Below are 15,003 nucleotides of genomic sequence, written 5' to 3'. Positions count from 1 at the left end.
CTTGGCTCCTCCGGAGATGGCGGGTTCGCCGCGCCGTGATGAGGAGCATGACGAACGCGCTGCCGAGAATGAGCGCCACTACGGAAAGTCCCATTACGGGGGCGGTCTCGCCGCCACCGGTGGGCACTCCGCGACCGTCCGCGCGGGGGGTCGCGGTGAAGTGAGGGTGGGTCTGATGGGCGGGCGATGGAGTCTCGGAGCTCGCGACGGTGGCCTTTAAGGTGGCCGAGCTCAGCGCGGTCGCAACGACGGCAGCGGTTGGTGTGGCGGGTCCTGCAACGATGAAGGCGGCGCTAAGAGCGACGGTGGTGCACAGCACCAACAGGACTTTCGATACCTGATGGCGAAATGTGGATGCGAGGAAGAGTTTCATTGATCTTTCAGGGTCGGGCGTGGATGAGACGGGCAATACGAGTCGCGTCCGCCCACGCCCCGGGGAGGGTGTTGGCTTTGGCGTGGCTGTGGGTGGGAATTCCGGCGACGAACAGACCAGGAAGCGCCGTCGAGGTGCGGATGCGTCGCTGAGGTTGCGGGAAAGTGGGTAGCCACTCGTCGCCCGCTTCGTACCCGGTGGCGAAGATGACTGACTGGTACGTCTGCCTGGACCCGTCTGAGAAGGTGAACTCGTCTCCGCGAACTCCTGTTGTCTCGGTCTGGATGTGAACCCCTTTGCCACGGAGGGCGTCGTAGGAATGTCCGTAGAGGGGTTCTTGGGCGGCTTTCGCGCGTCGCCACGGGGAGAAATGTGGGCGGGTGGGGAATTGTCGCGCGTGTACTTCGGTGCGTCGGGTGCGGACCGCCAAGGTGACGTCGTGCGAGTTCGCGAGGTCTGAGGCGACTTCCACCCCGGCGTTGCCACCGCCGACGATAAGTACCTGACCCGGCGGGATCTGCTCGGGCGTTTGGTAGGCGCTGGTGTGCATCCGAGCCCCTTCCACGTCGGCATCCGCGGCCCATTCCGGTAATCGGGGACGCGCTGCGGCACCGGTGGCGCACACGATGTTGCGGGTCTGCACCTCCCCAACGGTGGTGCTCAAGCGCAGCGTTGGGCCGTTGTTATGGGGGGTCACGGCGAGGGCGCGGACTCCCCAGACGGGTTTTACGCCAAGCTCTGCTTCGTATTCGTGGAGGTAGCTCTCGATGTCTCTCGGCGTGGGGTGCCGGTAAGGATCACCTTCCAGTGGTCGGCGCGGGAAGCTAGAGTGCTCGGCGCTGCTGAGCAACCGCATAAAAGGCCGACGTGCGCTCCACGCGCGTCGAGCCCGCGGGGAGCGATCGATGAGGACGAAGTCGCGTTGCGGCTCCATGCCGCGAGCGATCAGTGCTGCTGCGGTTGCCAGTCCAGCCTGCCCCGCGCCCACGATGATGACTCGTCGGTGTGACAGGCCCGCCATTAGGGGGTGTCATCCAAGCGGGTGGTGATGGCTTCTTCGAGGTCGTTCCATCGTTCGATGACGAGGGGTTCGCCGTCGACGAAGAACGTGGGGGTGCGGTTCACGCCGAGGGCACGTCCGTCGTCGAGGTCGGATCGGACACGCTCGAGAGTGATGGGGTCGGCGACCGCTTCGTCGTAGGCCGCCATGTCCAAGCCCAACTCGGTCGCGTACGAGCGAAATAGTTCCGCTTGGCTTTGCTGAGACTCACCCCATTGGGCCTGCGTCTCGAAGAGGCGTTTGTACATTTCTTCGAAGCGTCCCTGGCGTGCTGCGGCTTCCGCGGCGACCGCTGAGTTCTCGGAGTTGATGTGGCCGGGAAGAGGGAAGTAGCGGACGACGTAGTTGATCTGTCCCTCGTACTTCACACGGAGCTCTTCGACGATGGGGTAGTAGGCGCCGCAGGCTTCGCACTCGAAGTCGAGGAACTCCACGATGGTGATGGCGTCGTCGCCTGAGTCGTCAAGGACGTGGGAGTCGTCTCGTACGACCGCTATCGACCCGCCTCCCCTTTCTTCGGCGGCGACGCGGGTGTTGTTCTGATTAACGAGGACGTAGATGACAGCCCCCGCGACGACGGCGACGGCGGTGGCGGCGGTGATGACCGTCGCCTTCCAGTTGATTTTCATGGGTACTCCAGTACTTGGTGGCACGAGAAGGACCCGGGTTTACCCGGGATGAGTGTCGCCGCGGGGGCGACGTGCCGATGTCAGGTTCTGGAAATCCCGAGTTGCGCAATTGTGAGGGCGTGGCCTCCACTTCTGATGACCACCGCGTGGATGAGAGACGGCGGGAGGGCACGCAAGAGTGTGAGCCCGACACGTCCGCGGCGTACCAGGAGATGAATGACGAGGTACAGCACAAATCCGCAGACGACACCTAGAACGCACAGCGCCATTCCGGGTGACGCGTCGTACGCGCTCGCCTGGACAGCTGACGTAACGACGGATGCGGCCGGTTCTTGCGACGCAGCGTCAGAGGCGGTCGCGACTACACCGCTCGCCGGGCCGTTGTCGCTGTGGCTGAGCGCCACGAATCCAAGCAGCATGAGTGCCCCGAGGGCGATGATGGTAATGAATCGCGTTATCGTGCCGTGCTCGTTCTCTCGCGCGGAGCGCGGTGAGCGAGCGTCATCAGACATCGGTAGCCAGTGTACGTAGCGGTTCTGGGCGAATCGCTGGGAAAGGCTGGCGACGACGCTGGGGTGCGATCGGGACGCCACCGCACCCGTTCGAGCGATTCGACGCCGTTCGCGATCAAGCGTGGCGGACATCCCCGGGTTCCGAATCTTGCAGATCGACTGTCTCAATCTGGAAGGTGGAATGCAACACGGACACTTTGAAGTGCTGGGCCACACAGGCTCTGACGTCCTTGAGGACTGCAGCCGCGTGTCCATCCGTGAAACATTCGTCTTCGACGACGACATGCGCGCTGATCGTCGGTAGGCCGGTAGCGACCGTCGAGGCGTGCAGATCATGGACGTCTACGACGTGGTCGAGTTCGAGAATGTGTGATCGCACATCGTCCAGATCCAAACCGTCGGGGGTGAACTCCATCAACACCCGTGACGTTTCGCGCAGCAGCTTGAACGCACGCGGCACGATGAGTGTGGCGATGAAAAGTCCAGCGATGGCGTCAGCTTGAAGGAAACCCGTGGTCCAGATGAGAACGGCCGCAACAATGACCCCGAGCGACCCCAGCGCGTCGTTCAGCACTTCCAGAAACGCCGCCCGCATGTTGAAATTTGCTCCGCGGCTGGAGGAGAGCACGAAGATAGCGATGATGTTCGCGACTAGCCCAATCACTCCGAACACCAGCAGTTCGGTAGCTGGCACCTCAGGGGGCTCGAAGAGCCTGCGTACTCCCTCGATGGCGGCGTAACCCCCGACCGCCATCAATAGAGCCGCTTGGCCAAAGGCGGCGATGACTTCGATACGACGGAACCCCCAGGTGCGTTGCGCATCAGCGGGGCGCCGCATCAGCGTCGCGGCGATAAGCGCAACAAGAAGTCCGGATGCGTCAGTGAGCGCGTGGGCTGTGTCCGTAAGGAGGGCGAGACTCCCAGTGAAGAAGGATCCAACCGCTTGCGTTACGGCGATGGCCGCGGTGATTCCGAAAGCGATCCATAGACGCGCGCGGTGGTCGGTCGGTTGCCCGGCTATGCCGGTAGACGGTGCGTGCGTGTGACCGGCGCCCATCAGGCTGCGTCCGTTCCGAGGGCGAAGTCTTCGCCAGGCTCATGGAGGTGGGCGCATAACGTGGCGCGCGTGCCGGTGTCTTTCAACAGGAGTTCGGCGGCGTTGATGAGGGTCGCAGTCGCGCCAGGTTGCGCAAGGTCAAACCACGAAGCGCGCCCCTCCGAACGAACAGTGACTAGCCGGCAGTCCCGCAGGAAGCTGAGGTGCTTGCTTACGGTTGATTGCGCCAATCCGAGATGCTGAACGAGATCCCTGACGCGATGCTCACCAGAAGCCAGATGCTGGAGAACCGCCAATCGCGTAGGGTCCCCAAGCGCGTCGAATAGATGTGCATACACGGCGGTCGCGTGAGGGTCGAGCAGACCACTCTCGGGTTTCATCGTCACAGGGCGATGATATCGCCAGCTGCCGTCACGATCGCTTCTGAGACGTAATTAGGAATGATGCTCACCCTCGGTGGGACGTCGCGGGACACACCGCCACCCAGAGGCCGCTTCCTGGAATGGAAGCTCCTTGACCCCGCCGATTGGGCCGCCACTAAGGTGCGCCCACTCCGCGAAGCAGTCACCGCATGCATCCGCCGCGAGATCCTCGACTCAGAGCTGGGGGTCGGTGCAGAACCGATCGGTTTCGCACCACCCGCAGGGCCGTCGACGAGGTGCCGGAAAACCGCGGATCGGCGCGTGTGGACTTTGCCGCTCTCTGGCAGTGTTTTTTGATCGCTCGTTGGCGGGTGCGTCGGGCTCGGTAACTGGCTGAAAGCAGAGGGTTGTTGACTCTCTGCTTTGCTCGGTTAAAGCAGGGAGCCGAGGTCGGAGCCGAGGGAGGGGTAGGTGGCGGTGGTGGATTTGAGTTGCCGGGTGGTGAGGCCGAGCTTGATGGCGATACCGAAGGTGTTGATCAGTTCGGAGTAGCCGGGGCCGAGGAGGTGTGCGCCGAGGATCTGGTCGGTGTCGGTATCGATGATGATCTTGGCGGCGGCGGTGGTCTCGGCGACCCGGTAGGTGGAGTACCAGTTGCTGGTGTCGGTAAAGCGGACGGCAGTGTTGTGGCCTTCGGCAGCTTCTTCTTCGAGGAGACCGACCCGGTTCAGTTCCGGGATGGTGAATACGGTCGTGGGAACTCCGGTGTAGTCGGGCGCTGTCGTGGTGCCTTTCAGCATGTTCGAGGCCGCGACTTTACCCTCAAACACGGCGACCGGCGTCAGGGGCCGTCCCGCGGTGTTAGCGGCGTCTCCTGCCGCGTAGACGGCGGGATTGGTGGTGCTTTGCAGGTGTCCGGTGACGGTTACTCCGTGTGAGCTGCTCGCGATGCCGGCAGCGTCCAGGTGGAGGCTTTCGAGGTTCGGGACGCGGCCAGCACCGTGGACGACGAGGTCCGCGTCAAGGCGGGTGGTCGTGCCTTTGGTGTCGACGTTGAGCTGGAATCCGGAGGGGGTTGCCTCGATGGCGGTGACGCTGGTGTTTCGGTGGACGCGGATACCGGCTTGTTCGGTGCGTGAGGTCAGCAGCTCCACCAGGTCGGGGTCGAATTCGCGCAGGGGCCGCGGGCCGCGGTCGATGATCGTGCAGTGCGCGCCGGCTCGGGCGGCGATGTGGGCAAATTCGAACGAGATGAACCCGCCGCCGATGAACACGATCCGCTGCGGTAGGGCATCGAGGTCGAGGAACTGGGTGCTGTCGATGAGGTGCTCCGCGCCCGGGAATGTCAAAAGCCTCGGGGTGGCCCCGGAGGCGATGAGGAACCGCTCCGCCTCGTGGGTGGTGCCATCGATGGTGATGGTGTTCGGGCCGGTGAACTCGGCGTGACCGTGGAAGGTGGTGGCACCGTTGCCGGTGAGTTCGTCTTCCATGCCTTTTGGTACCCCGTTGGTGAAGCCGCGCTTGCGCTGCATGAGTGCCGGCCAATCGACACGGAGGCCAGCTTCTGTGATGCCGGTGTCGTTCATCAGCCGGGCGGCATCGACGATTTCGGCGCCGCGGCGAAGGATCTTTTTCGGGTCGCATCCCCGGAGAGCGCAGGTGCCGCCGTAGGGGAGCGCGTCGACGATCCCGACCCGCCAGCCTTGTGCGGCGCACTTGTTCGCAGCGGACGTGCCAGCCATGCCGGCACCGATGACCAGCAGGTCCAACGCGTCACTCACCGGGTGCCCGCTTCGACGTTCACGATGGCGTCGCGGATCTGCTCTGTCGTGGGGGACCCGGCAAGACCTGCTGGTGTCAGATACACCCGGCACGACAGGCCAGGCGGAGCCTCCGGCACGGGAAACAACGGCACACCGTCGGCCAGGAGAGTCGGGGAGCCGCGGAAGTCGACCGTTTCCGCTTCCGCTTGTGTCTCGATGAGCTGCCGGCTCACCGTGATGTCGGATCGTTCCGCCGTGATCACGGCGAGGCGCTCCTCGGTCGTCTGCCAGTTCGGGCACCCATCGAAGTACTGCAACGTGATCTCCATCCAACGACCGTAAACGTTGCAGCCCGGTACAAGGTCAAGTGGTGTGATGGTCACATGCGCATTGGAGACCTCGCCGCGGCCACGGGCGTCAGCACTCAAACCCTTCGCTTCTACGAACGCGAGGGCCTCCTGCCGGCCCCGAGCCGACAAAGCAACGGATACCGGTCACCGCACTGCCCGGGCATGTCGACGTGCAGCAGCCCGACGTTGCCGCTGTGCTCTCGTCCCTGCCCGCGGGCCGGGCCGCCGTGATCGTGCCCCTGCTGCTGAGTGCGGGTTTCCACGTTCACGTCGACCTGGTGAACGAAGCATCCGTCGACGACCGCATCGTGACCGTCGCCCGTGCTCTGGGGCCCGACGACCGTCTCGTGCGCGTGCTCGCCCGCCGCCTCGGGCAGGCGGGCCTCCGCTCTGACGATGCCGTCGTGCTCGGCTGCGCCGGATCGAGTGATTCGCGCGCCGTCGACGACTGCTTCGAGATGGCCCGCCGCCTCGGAGTGGTGCTGCATCGGCCGGTGACGGTCGGATTCATCAGCGCCTCCGCACCCGCACTGCCCGCCGCCATCGCCGAAGCGCGGCGACTGAACCCGGGCCGCAGGGTGGTCGTCAGCACCTATCTGCTCGCCCCGGGGTACTTCAACGACCTCGCCCACGCGATGAATGCCGACCTGGCCACCGACCCGCTGCTGGTGCAGGATGCCGCGGCGCCACCCGAGATCGTCTCGATCGTGCTCGATCGCTACGCCGAGTCCGCCGCCGAAACCGCTGCCAGGCAGAGACCTCACACGCGCCTCGTGGCCTCGTGAGCAGAACGTTACCGGGCGGCAATCGCCACGAAGCCGCCGCCGGTGGTTGCCGATGGTCGACTGTGACCACGACCCACCCACGCTCCGCCCCATCCTCTCCTCACACTCACCCGCTCTCGAAAGGAACCCGATGCCGAATCTCTTCACCCCCTACACGCTGAAAGGCGTCACGCTGCGGAACCGCATCGCGATGTCGCCGATGACCATGTACCGTTCGACCGATGGAAAACTCGACGACTTCCACCTGATGTACCTCGGAGCCCGGGCGGCCGGCGGCTTCGGCCTTGTGTTCCCCGAACAGATCGCCATCACCCCTGACGGCCGCACCACAACGCACTGCGCCGGTCTCTACAACGACGATCAGATCGAGGGCCACAAGCGTACCGTCGACATGATCAAATCGATGGGCGGCGTAGCAGCCATCCAACTCGGCCACACCGGCCGAAAGGGCAGTCTGGTCACGCCCTGGGAGGGCGGGCACATGCTTCCCCCGGAGCACGAAGCCGGCTGGGAGACCCGCGCACCGTCCGCCATCGCCTACGGCGGGGACATGCCTTACGTTCCCCGCGCGCTCACCGTCGAAGAGATCGCCCAACTGATGCAGGACTACGCAGACACAGCGGCCCGCGCCGTCGAGGCCGGCTACGAGTGGATCGAGATGCACTTCGCCCACGGCTACCTCGGCAGCGAGTTCTTCTCCCCCCTCGCCAACCAGCGCACCGACCAGTACGGCGGCAGCCTCGAGAACCGCACCCGCTTCCACCTCGAAGCGCTCGACGCCGTGCGCGCGGTATTGCCCGACCGCATCCCCCTCACCATGCGCCTCGGCATCGACGACCTGCACCCTGACGGCGTCACCGTGGACGAGTCCGTGACCGCGATCGGCTGGATGAAAGACCACGGCCTCGACCTCGCCGACCTGAGTATCGGATTCAACACCGACAACATGAGCGGCGACATCCCGATCGGCGTGCTCGGCGGTATGGTCAAAAACGCCACGCGCGTCAAAGAGGAGGTGGGCATCCCGGTCGCCACCAGCTGGAACCTCGGGCAGCCCGAGATCGCCAACCGCGTCATCGAAGAGAACCTGCTAGACCTCGTCTACCTCGGCCGCCCGGCCCTGGCGAACGCGCACTGGCCGGTCTACGCGGCCCGCGTGCTCGGCTACGCCGACCCCTTCAGCCTGGTGCCCGAGGACTGGGCCTGGTGGCTCCGCAACCTCCGCGGTGTCGATGAAGCCATCGGCTGGCCCGCCGCCACCAACGGCGCCTCCCTCACCCAGGTCGCCGGAGTCGCCGCATCGGCCCCGGTCATCGAGGAGTCGCCGGCCCCCGTGAGCATCGACTTCGCCGAGGAACGCGAAGAAGAGCTCGAGGTCGCCTGACCTCCAGGCTGATAAACAATGAAGGCTCGAGCCCCCGGGAGGGCTCGAGCCTTCATTTTCTTACCGCAGACGGGTCCCAGTTGAGGACCTATCGAAGCTTGCGTGTCGATCCTCGGGTCGACTAAGACTCGTAACCAGTGCCCCAGAAAGGTAAAGTTTTCCGAGGCACGCGAAACCCCTTCCGAGCAGCCGAGGGAAGTGGCGGATTTCCGGGACGCCATTTGTCTTGGAAACATGTCTTACCGCAAACTGTCTTTCCTTCGCCGCTTCTAGCAGTTATTGAGGCACAATGGTCGGGTGAGGCATCTCGGGTACACGCGGGTCAGCACCAGAAGCCAAGACGCGAAACTGCAGGTCGACGCCCTGGTCAAATCCGGCGTGCAGGAGCGCGACATCTTCGCCGACGTCACCTCAGGTAGCCGAACCGCGATCTCCCGGCCCGGAATGAAGAAACTCCTCGACTACGCCAAGCCCGGCGACACGGTCGTCGTCTGGCGAGTCGACCGCCTCGGACGGTCACTCATCGATGTTCTCAACACCGTGAAGCTCCTTCGGGAGCGAAACGTCCAGGTGCAGAGCATCTCTGATGGCATCGACCCGTCGACGACCTCCGGCCGGCTGATGCTGAACATGCTTGCCACTTTGGCTGAGTACGAGCGCGAGCTGATCACGGAACGGGTGAATGCCGGGATCACTGCTGCTCGGCAAGGCGGCACGAAGTTCGGCCGGCCCTTGTCGGATCCTGTCGTCGTCGCTGACAAACTCAAGCTCGTCACCGAGGCCAGGGCCAAGGGCCGGACCGCGGCAGATGCCGCGAAACTCGTCGGCTGGAGCCGAGCCACCCTCTACCGCCACCAGCAGGCCTTCGCGGCCCGCGAGAGCACCACCGTGTAAGTGACTCATGGACGCGGCCGAACGGTGGCGTGTTCTTCGGCTTCATGTCGAAGACCAGATCCCACTCGCCGTCCTCGCCCGGGAGACCGGGATCTCCGCCCGCACCCTCCAACGCTGGCACCAGCTCTACCGCGCAGGCGGCATCGCAGCCCTCGAACCTCATGACCGCAACGACAAGGGGGGCCGCCGAACATCAGCGGAGACTGTCGCGTTCATCGAACGATTGGCGCTGACCCGGCCACGCCCAAGCATCGCCACCTTGCACCGGCTCGCCTCCGCGGAGGCGGAAGCGCACGAACTGCCGGTGCCGAGTTACGCGACCGTCCGCCAGATCGTCCAAGCACTCGATCCTGCCCTTGTCACCCTGGCACTTGAGGGACCGGTCTCGTACCGGGACAAGCACGAGCTCGTCTTCCGCCGCCGCGCGGAACACCCCAACCAAACCTGGCAATCCGACCACACCGAACTCGACATCCTCATCGTCGGCGCCGACGGAAAACCCGACCGCCCCTGGCTCACCACGGTCATGGACGACTACTCCCGCGCCATCTGCGGATACATGGTCTTCACCGGCGCCCCCTCAGCCATCAACACCGCCCTCGCTCTCCGACAGGCGATCTGGCGAAAGACAGACCCAGCGTGGGCAATGTGCGGCATCCCCGACATCCTCCACGTCGACCACGGCTCCGACTTCATCAGCCACCACCTCGAGCAGATCGCACTCGCCCTGCACATCAGGATCGTCCACTCCGCCGTCGGGCGACCCCAAGGCCGCGGGAAGATCGAACGGTTCTTCGGAACCATCAACACCGAACTCCTAGCCACGCTCCCCGGCCACCTCGGACCCGGCAGCCGAACACCAATGCCTATGCTCGACCTCGCAGGCCTCGACCGTGCCATCGGCGACTTCATCGGCACCTACAACGACCGGCCCCACAGCGAGCTGGGGATCTCACCCCGGGATGCGTGGGTCGCGGACGGCTGGCTTCCGCGGATGCCCGAGAGCCTTCAAGAGCTCGACGGGCTGCTCCTTACTGTTCCGAAGAACCGGGTCGTGCAACGCGACGGCATCCACTTCCAAGGCCAGCGCTACCTCGCCCCAACCCTGGCGCCGTTCGTCGGTCACACCATCACGATCCGGTACGACCCCCGGGACATCTCCGAGATCCGCGTCTACGACCGCGACACGTTCATCTGCACCGCCATCGACGAGGCCCACCCCAACCTCCGCCTCAGCCTCCGCGACATCGAAACCGCCCGCCGCGCCCGCCGCAAGCAGCTGCGTCGTGCAATCCACGATCGCATTCCGACCGTTGCCACCCGCCAGGAACCTCGCACCCCCGAACCGATCAAGCGGCGGCCACGGCTTCGCACCTACGAAGAGGACGAGTGATGAACCAGGCATTCATCGTCACCAAAGAACACCGACGCTTCACCGAGTTCGCCAACGCCGTCCGAAAGGAGAAAACCATCGGGATCTGCCACGGCGCCGCCGGCGTCGGGAAAACCAACTCCGCCCGCCGCTACGCGAACTGGGACGCCCTCGAGCCCTACATCAACGCGTGGGGACCGAGAGGCGATCACGACGCAAAGCACTATGCCCTGGCGAACCGATCCCGCACCGTCTTCTACACACCCGAAGTCCTCTGCCGGCCCAAGGACCTCATGCACGACATCGACCACTGGCAGATCAAAGTCGGACTCTGCGCCGACGAGCACCTCCGCTCCCTCATGCCCGACGGTGAAGTGGTCAGGCAGAACGACGTCACCCGCCTGGTCGAGCTCCTCATCATCGACGAAGCCGAACGGCTCACCCCGACCGCCTTGGAGCTTCTCCGCGACCGTCACGACCGCACGCATCTCGCGATGATCCTGATCGGCATGCCCGGTATCGACGAACGCTTCCGTCACTACCCCCAGCTCTACAGCCGCCTCGGCTTCTCACACCACTACCGCGCCCTTGGCCGGGAAGAGCTCCTCTTCGTTCTCGACCGCCACTGGAAGCGACTCGGCAGGACTCTCGACCCTGACGACTTCACCGACGCTCAAGCCATCGCCGCCATCGAACGCATCACCCGCGGCAACTTCCGCCTGCTCGAACGGCTCTTCCCCCAGATCAATCGCGTGCTGAAGATCAACCAGCTCGACACCATTACCGACGACGTCATTGAAGCCGCCGCGAGCATTCTCGTCATCGGCAACTAGCGACACGAAGCGATCACAGAACACCGCCAAAGAGCGGCAAACTCCACACGGCGCGGTGCAAAACCCCGTCGCAAAACCCGAATTGATGCGAAATTAAGTAGAGCCCTTTTGCATCATTTGGTAGAATTGGTGAAGACCGAAGGGAGCCACCGTGGCCGAGTCGCAGATGAAGATCGAGCAGCAGTACCCGGAGCTGTTCGCGCAGCTCGACGACAAGCAGCGTCGCGCCGTGGTGCAGTCGCTCGCCGCCGGCTGGCACGAGGGCTGGGAGCCCACGCGCGAGGACGTCGAGAACCTGACCGATTACGTGCGTGGCGCGATCGACGGGGACGAGTACGACCGTCGCTCGGATGCCGCAGCTCACCGTGCGGCCGAGGTGTCTCGACGAGCCGCCGGCATCGTCGGCGCAGCCTGACGTGCCCGAGCGTTTCGACACCTGGGAGTCGTACTTCTACCCCGAGACGTATAACCCGCAGTTCGGGAACGGGACGCTGCGCAACAAGTTCGATGAGCGCGACTTCTTCGAGCTGAAAGACCGCGAGTACGGGCGTACCGCCCGCCGCGGCGCGGAGCTGGAAGCGGGGATGGTCGATATCCCGAAGACCTTCGACGCGGAGCACTTGATGGCAATCCACCGGCACCTGTTCCAGGACGTGTACGAGTGGGCGGGGGAGTACCGCACCGTCAACATGTCGAAGGGTCCGGGACGGGAGTTCGGTCGCGTCAACGACGGCGAGGTGGACCGCTACCTGTCCGAGGTGCGCCAGATCGCGACGTCGACCGATTGGGTGTCAATCAGCCGTAACGACTTCATCGCCACCAGCGCCACGGTGTTCGCGTACGTGAACCAGGCGCACCCGTTCCGAGAGGGCAACGGACGCACCTCGAAGCAGTTCATGCACGACCTGGCCGAAGGTTCACCGTTCCGGTTCGAGTTCGACCGGGTGACGCCCGAGCAGTGGAACCAGGCATCCGCCATGAGCCGGCCCGACCTCGACAAGAGCGCTCCCGATCCGACGTCGCTCGTGCCGATCTTCCATGCGATCAGCGTCGAGAAGCCGGCCCCCGCGGCCGACCCTCTCGCAGACGTCCGAGCCGTCATCAGCGCCAGCTACCAGCGGCCCCCGAAGGAAGCGACCCGGGGCGCCGGCCAGAGCGGCCAGCAGCCGCCCCAGGCGCGTCGCAGCGGCCCCGGCTACATGTCCGACCGGTTCCCGACAGGAGGGCTCGAGAAATGACGAAGGTGATCGGGTACGCCCGTGTCTCGCGCCGGGAGCAGAACCCGGATGCGCAGGAGGCCGAGCTGCGCGCGGCCGGCGCTACCCGTGTGTTCGTCGACCATGGCGAGTCCAGCCGGATCGCTGCGCGTCCGCAGTGGGTCGCGTGCCTCGACTACCTCCGTGAGGGTGACACCCTGTTGGTGCGCCGCCTCGACCGTCTCGGCGGCAGTGAACGGATCATCCTCGACACGTTGAACGAGCTGCGCGAACGCAGCATCGACATTCGCAGTCTGACCGAACCGCAGATCGACACGACAACCCCGATGGGCCGCGCCCTGTTCGGGATCGTCGCCGTGTTCGCAGAGCTTCGTGTCGACACGATTCGGGAGAACACGCAGCGCGGCATGGATCACGCCCGCGCGCAGGGCAAGGCGATCGGTCGACCCTCGAAGCTCAGCGCCGACCAGCTCACGCAGCTACGCCGGATGCGCGATGACGAGGGCCTGAGTTTCGCGCATATCGGGCGCGTGCTCGGCGTCGACAAGTCGACAGCATCTCGTGCGTACGCTGACCTGCCCCGCGACGTCGACCAGCCGCAGTCGGCGTAGCTAGCCTCTGGGCATGTGTTGGCCGTACGCGACGTACCCCTGGTAGTCGGGAAACAGCACGCGAGCTGACCTGTTGTAGGTGCCGTCCAGGTAGGCCAAGAGCCGGCTCTTTAGTTTCGCGTCGATGATTACGGCCACGAATGGCAGAGGTGCTGGCCGACCCTGGCGTGGATTCAGCAGCCGTCGCCGAAGAGTTTCGGGATCAACGTCGTTGTCCCAGTCGACGCGGATCGAGCGGAAGGGAGTCCGTTGTGGTGTCACCATGTGTTCGTCCCCGACTTGGATTGCTCTCGTCGGCAGAGTGTCGGGGACGGCGCCGGTGACGAAGAAGCCCTCTTGAGCCCGCAGGCGGTCGTTCGGAGCCCCTGAATCGACGACAAACGGGCTCCCTTTGGCGAGCTGCGTGCTCAATCGTGCCGCTTCCCCGTCCCGCAGATAGCTGTACGTGAACCTGCCGTCGAAGATGGTCGACATTCGAGGCCACTGCGTGATGTTGAGGGCCAGCAGTAGGCCGCTTGTGCCGCGCGTTCTCCCCAACGTGTCGGTCGAGGGGTTGGCCGTTGTAGGTTGGCACGCGAACCAGAGAGCCGTCATGGGGTTCGCGATGACGTCGAGCAGACGGGTTGGGGCCCCGAAGTGTTGCAGATCAGCTAAGAGTTGGAGGTCGTCAACTCGACCGGTCGCGTGCGTCCCCAATCCCCACTTACGCGCTTCCGCAATAATCTCTAGCTCACGCTCTCGCACGGCGGTCTCGTTCAGACCACCCACAGATCGGTGGAGCGACGAGGCGAGGTCATAGTCCGCCGACGGCAGCCCCCGCCACGCAAACCTCTGGCCCGTGCTGTAGACGCCAATCGCGCCCACGATTGCCATCACTTCACGGGGTGTCGACGGCTTCACCCAATGGTTTGTGATCTTCCAAAGCTCCCCGACCATGTGGACAACGTAGCGTTATCACCACTCTTTTCCCGTCCCCCTGATACATGCCGCCCTTCACAGAACGGCACTCCGTCAAGGGTGCGGCTTGCCGCATCACGGAGTGACGCGAAGCGCCCTTGACGGGGTGCTGGGCTGTGACACAATCCCGGGCATCAGGGGGAGGGGGAATCTTCCCAACGAGGCCGCGGAGCGGTCGGACAAATAGGGTCCCGCTGTCCACCTGTGGGCGGGTGGAGCCCGGAGGTAGCTCGGGCCGTCCACAGGTGGTCAGGGGGATATGTCAGCCGCCGTACGACTGACGGTCGCCGTCGTTCTCGGCGGCGTCGGCCGGCGGCGTCGCGGCGGCCTCGCTCGACGTCGACTTGCGTGCCTGGCGCTTGCGCGGTGCGCGCTTCTGCGCTGCCTCCGCAAAGCCGATCTTGCGCAGCTCGGCGGGCGTCCAACCGGCGTCGATCGTCGCACTGTAGGCGCGCGCGTCGTCACGCTCGGCGGCGGCGACCTTTTCGCGTTCCTCACGCTCAACCTCAGCGATGCGCGCCGCGGATGCCTCGCGCACGTCCGCGAGGTTCTGCCGAGATTCGGCCAGCTCGCGAACCGACGTCAGTCGATCGTCAAGTGCGCGCTGCGCGCGCTCGATTGCTTCCTGGGGGGAGAGTTCCTTAGCCATGCAAGCAGCCTATGGATGCTGCGCCGTCCGCGCGAGATTTCTCGCGCTCACGGCAGGACCGTCACGGCGACAGCCGCGACCACTCCCGGCTGTCGCCGTGAGCGACCTCGATACGAGTCCCGGACGGAGCGAGTCCCGGACGGAGCAAGCTATACGTTTAGGTGCTCTAAATGGACTTGACCTCTCGACTTGCGT

At 64.8% G+C, this 15,003-nt stretch carries 17 protein-coding genes; 9 read left to right on the top strand and 8 right to left on the bottom strand.

Going from position 1 to position 15,003, the window contains the following annotated elements; translation table 11 throughout:
• Positions 1–380: 380 nt before the first annotated feature.
• The 6 genes from ABC271_RS17855 to ABC271_RS17830 form a co-directional block, all read right to left on the bottom strand.
• Positions 381–1,394 carry an NAD(P)-binding domain-containing protein gene (locus tag ABC271_RS17855; RefSeq protein ID WP_292903223.1) on the bottom strand — a complete coding sequence of 338 codons (1,014 nt, stop codon included), beginning with the start codon at positions 1,392–1,394 and terminating at the stop codon, positions 381–383.
• Positions 1,394–2,062, bottom strand: a complete 669-nt coding sequence (locus tag ABC271_RS17850; protein ID WP_138173533.1) for a DsbA family protein — start codon at positions 2,060–2,062, stop codon at positions 1,394–1,396. The genes ABC271_RS17855 and ABC271_RS17850 overlap by 1 nt, the downstream gene beginning before the upstream one ends.
• A 627-nt stretch (positions 2,063–2,689) precedes the next feature.
• Positions 2,690–3,631, bottom strand: a complete 942-nt coding sequence (locus ABC271_RS17845) for a cation diffusion facilitator family transporter (protein WP_138173531.1) — start codon at positions 3,629–3,631, stop codon at positions 2,690–2,692.
• The gene (locus ABC271_RS17840; protein WP_138173545.1) at positions 3,631–4,011 is read right to left on the bottom strand and encodes an ArsR/SmtB family transcription factor; all 381 of its coding nucleotides are present in this window, start codon (positions 4,009–4,011) and stop codon (positions 3,631–3,633) included. Before ABC271_RS17840 ends, ABC271_RS17845 begins: the two co-directional genes overlap by 1 nt.
• Before the next feature lie 413 nt (positions 4,012–4,424).
• Positions 4,425–5,774, bottom strand: coding sequence for a dihydrolipoyl dehydrogenase family protein (locus ABC271_RS17835; protein ID WP_100812220.1), 1,350 nt, complete (start codon positions 5,772–5,774; stop codon positions 4,425–4,427).
• A complete protein-coding gene (locus ABC271_RS17830) occupies positions 5,771–6,085 on the bottom strand; it encodes a thioredoxin family protein (protein ID WP_100812219.1) in 315 nt (104 codons plus the stop codon). Before ABC271_RS17830 ends, ABC271_RS17835 begins: the two co-directional genes overlap by 4 nt.
• A 54-nt stretch (positions 6,086–6,139) precedes the next feature.
• Between ABC271_RS17830 and ABC271_RS18760 the strand changes: the two genes are divergently transcribed.
• The 9 genes from ABC271_RS18760 (at position 6,140) to ABC271_RS17785 (ending at position 13,202) form a co-directional block, all read left to right on the top strand.
• Entirely contained in the window at positions 6,140–6,337 is a 198-nt protein-coding gene (locus tag ABC271_RS18760; protein WP_459564437.1) for a MerR family DNA-binding transcriptional regulator, read from the top strand.
• Positions 6,277–6,891, top strand: a complete 615-nt coding sequence (locus ABC271_RS17820) for a sirohydrochlorin chelatase (RefSeq protein ID WP_299086753.1) — start codon at positions 6,277–6,279, stop codon at positions 6,889–6,891. The genes ABC271_RS18760 and ABC271_RS17820 overlap by 61 nt, the downstream gene beginning before the upstream one ends.
• A gap of 130 nt (positions 6,892–7,021) precedes the next feature.
• Positions 7,022–8,275: an NADH:flavin oxidoreductase/NADH oxidase gene (locus ABC271_RS17815; protein ID WP_299086755.1), complete on the top strand. Its 1,254-nt coding sequence runs from the start codon at positions 7,022–7,024 to the stop codon at positions 8,273–8,275.
• A 297-nt stretch (positions 8,276–8,572) separates the two neighbouring features.
• Complete coding sequence (locus ABC271_RS17810) at positions 8,573–9,169, top strand: recombinase family protein (protein ID WP_100812217.1); 597 nt, start codon at positions 8,573–8,575, stop codon at positions 9,167–9,169.
• Positions 9,170–9,176: 7 nt separating this feature from the next.
• Positions 9,177–10,562 carry a Mu transposase C-terminal domain-containing protein gene (locus ABC271_RS17805; RefSeq protein ID WP_341013614.1) on the top strand — a complete coding sequence of 462 codons (1,386 nt, stop codon included), beginning with the start codon at positions 9,177–9,179 and terminating at the stop codon, positions 10,560–10,562.
• The gene (locus ABC271_RS17800) at positions 10,562–11,374 is read left to right on the top strand and encodes an AAA family ATPase (protein WP_100812215.1); all 813 of its coding nucleotides are present in this window, start codon (positions 10,562–10,564) and stop codon (positions 11,372–11,374) included. The genes ABC271_RS17805 and ABC271_RS17800 overlap by 1 nt, the downstream gene beginning before the upstream one ends.
• A gap of 151 nt (positions 11,375–11,525) precedes the next feature.
• Positions 11,526–11,789: an antitoxin VbhA family protein gene (locus ABC271_RS17795; protein ID WP_391407276.1), complete on the top strand. Its 264-nt coding sequence runs from the start codon at positions 11,526–11,528 to the stop codon at positions 11,787–11,789.
• A complete protein-coding gene (locus ABC271_RS17790; RefSeq protein ID WP_412926224.1) occupies positions 11,725–12,612 on the top strand; it encodes a Fic/DOC family protein in 888 nt (295 codons plus the stop codon). The genes ABC271_RS17795 and ABC271_RS17790 overlap by 65 nt, the downstream gene beginning before the upstream one ends.
• The gene (locus ABC271_RS17785; protein ID WP_270354005.1) at positions 12,609–13,202 is read left to right on the top strand and encodes a recombinase family protein; all 594 of its coding nucleotides are present in this window, start codon (positions 12,609–12,611) and stop codon (positions 13,200–13,202) included. Before ABC271_RS17790 ends, ABC271_RS17785 begins: the two co-directional genes overlap by 4 nt.
• On the opposite strand, the gene ABC271_RS17780 is transcribed toward ABC271_RS17785, so the two are convergent.
• Together ABC271_RS17780 and ABC271_RS17775 are read right to left on the bottom strand one after the other, a co-directional pair.
• Positions 13,203–14,138: an FRG domain-containing protein gene (locus ABC271_RS17780; RefSeq protein ID WP_412926223.1), complete on the bottom strand. Its 936-nt coding sequence runs from the start codon at positions 14,136–14,138 to the stop codon at positions 13,203–13,205.
• Positions 14,139–14,421: 283 nt separating this feature from the next.
• Positions 14,422–14,808 carry a hypothetical protein gene (locus ABC271_RS17775; protein WP_230006190.1) on the bottom strand — a complete coding sequence of 129 codons (387 nt, stop codon included), beginning with the start codon at positions 14,806–14,808 and terminating at the stop codon, positions 14,422–14,424.
• Positions 14,809–15,003 lie beyond the last annotated feature (195 nt).

This window comes from Microbacterium canaveralium, assembly GCF_047238045.1.
Lineage (GTDB): Bacteria > Actinomycetota > Actinomycetes > Actinomycetales > Microbacteriaceae > Microbacterium.
The sequence above is the reverse complement of the archived record's forward strand: the minus strand, read 5'-3'. Positions and strand labels throughout refer to the sequence as shown.

What these genes read in the sequence shown, in the direction of transcription:
- ABC271_RS17855 (WP_292903223.1), bottom strand. Translation starts at nt 1,394, where the DNA reads ATGGCGGGCCTGTCACACCGACGAGTCATCATCGTGGGCGCGGGGCAG.
- ABC271_RS17850 (WP_138173533.1), bottom strand. Translation starts at nt 2,062, where the DNA reads ATGAAAATCAACTGGAAGGCGACGGTCATCACCGCCGCCACCGCCGTC.
- ABC271_RS17845 (WP_138173531.1), bottom strand. Translation starts at nt 3,631, where the DNA reads ATGGGCGCCGGTCACACGCACGCACCGTCTACCGGCATAGCCGGGCAA.
- ABC271_RS17840 (WP_138173545.1), bottom strand. Translation starts at nt 4,011, where the DNA reads ATGAAACCCGAGAGTGGTCTGCTCGACCCTCACGCGACCGCCGTGTAT.
- ABC271_RS17830 (WP_100812219.1), bottom strand. Translation starts at nt 6,085, where the DNA reads ATGGAGATCACGTTGCAGTACTTCGATGGGTGCCCGAACTGGCAGACG.
- ABC271_RS18760 (WP_459564437.1), top strand. Translation starts at nt 6,140, where the DNA reads ATGCGCATTGGAGACCTCGCCGCGGCCACGGGCGTCAGCACTCAAACC.
- ABC271_RS17815 (WP_299086755.1), top strand. Translation starts at nt 7,022, where the DNA reads ATGCCGAATCTCTTCACCCCCTACACGCTGAAAGGCGTCACGCTGCGG.
- ABC271_RS17805 (WP_341013614.1), top strand. Translation starts at nt 9,177, where the DNA reads ATGGACGCGGCCGAACGGTGGCGTGTTCTTCGGCTTCATGTCGAAGAC.
- ABC271_RS17800 (WP_100812215.1), top strand. Translation starts at nt 10,562, where the DNA reads ATGAACCAGGCATTCATCGTCACCAAAGAACACCGACGCTTCACCGAG.
- ABC271_RS17790 (WP_412926224.1), top strand. Translation starts at nt 11,725, where the DNA reads ATGCCGCAGCTCACCGTGCGGCCGAGGTGTCTCGACGAGCCGCCGGCA.
- ABC271_RS17785 (WP_270354005.1), top strand. Translation starts at nt 12,609, where the DNA reads ATGACGAAGGTGATCGGGTACGCCCGTGTCTCGCGCCGGGAGCAGAAC.
- ABC271_RS17780 (WP_412926223.1), bottom strand. Translation starts at nt 14,138, where the DNA reads ATGGTCGGGGAGCTTTGGAAGATCACAAACCATTGGGTGAAGCCGTCG.
- ABC271_RS17775 (WP_230006190.1), bottom strand. Translation starts at nt 14,808, where the DNA reads ATGGCTAAGGAACTCTCCCCCCAGGAAGCAATCGAGCGCGCGCAGCGC.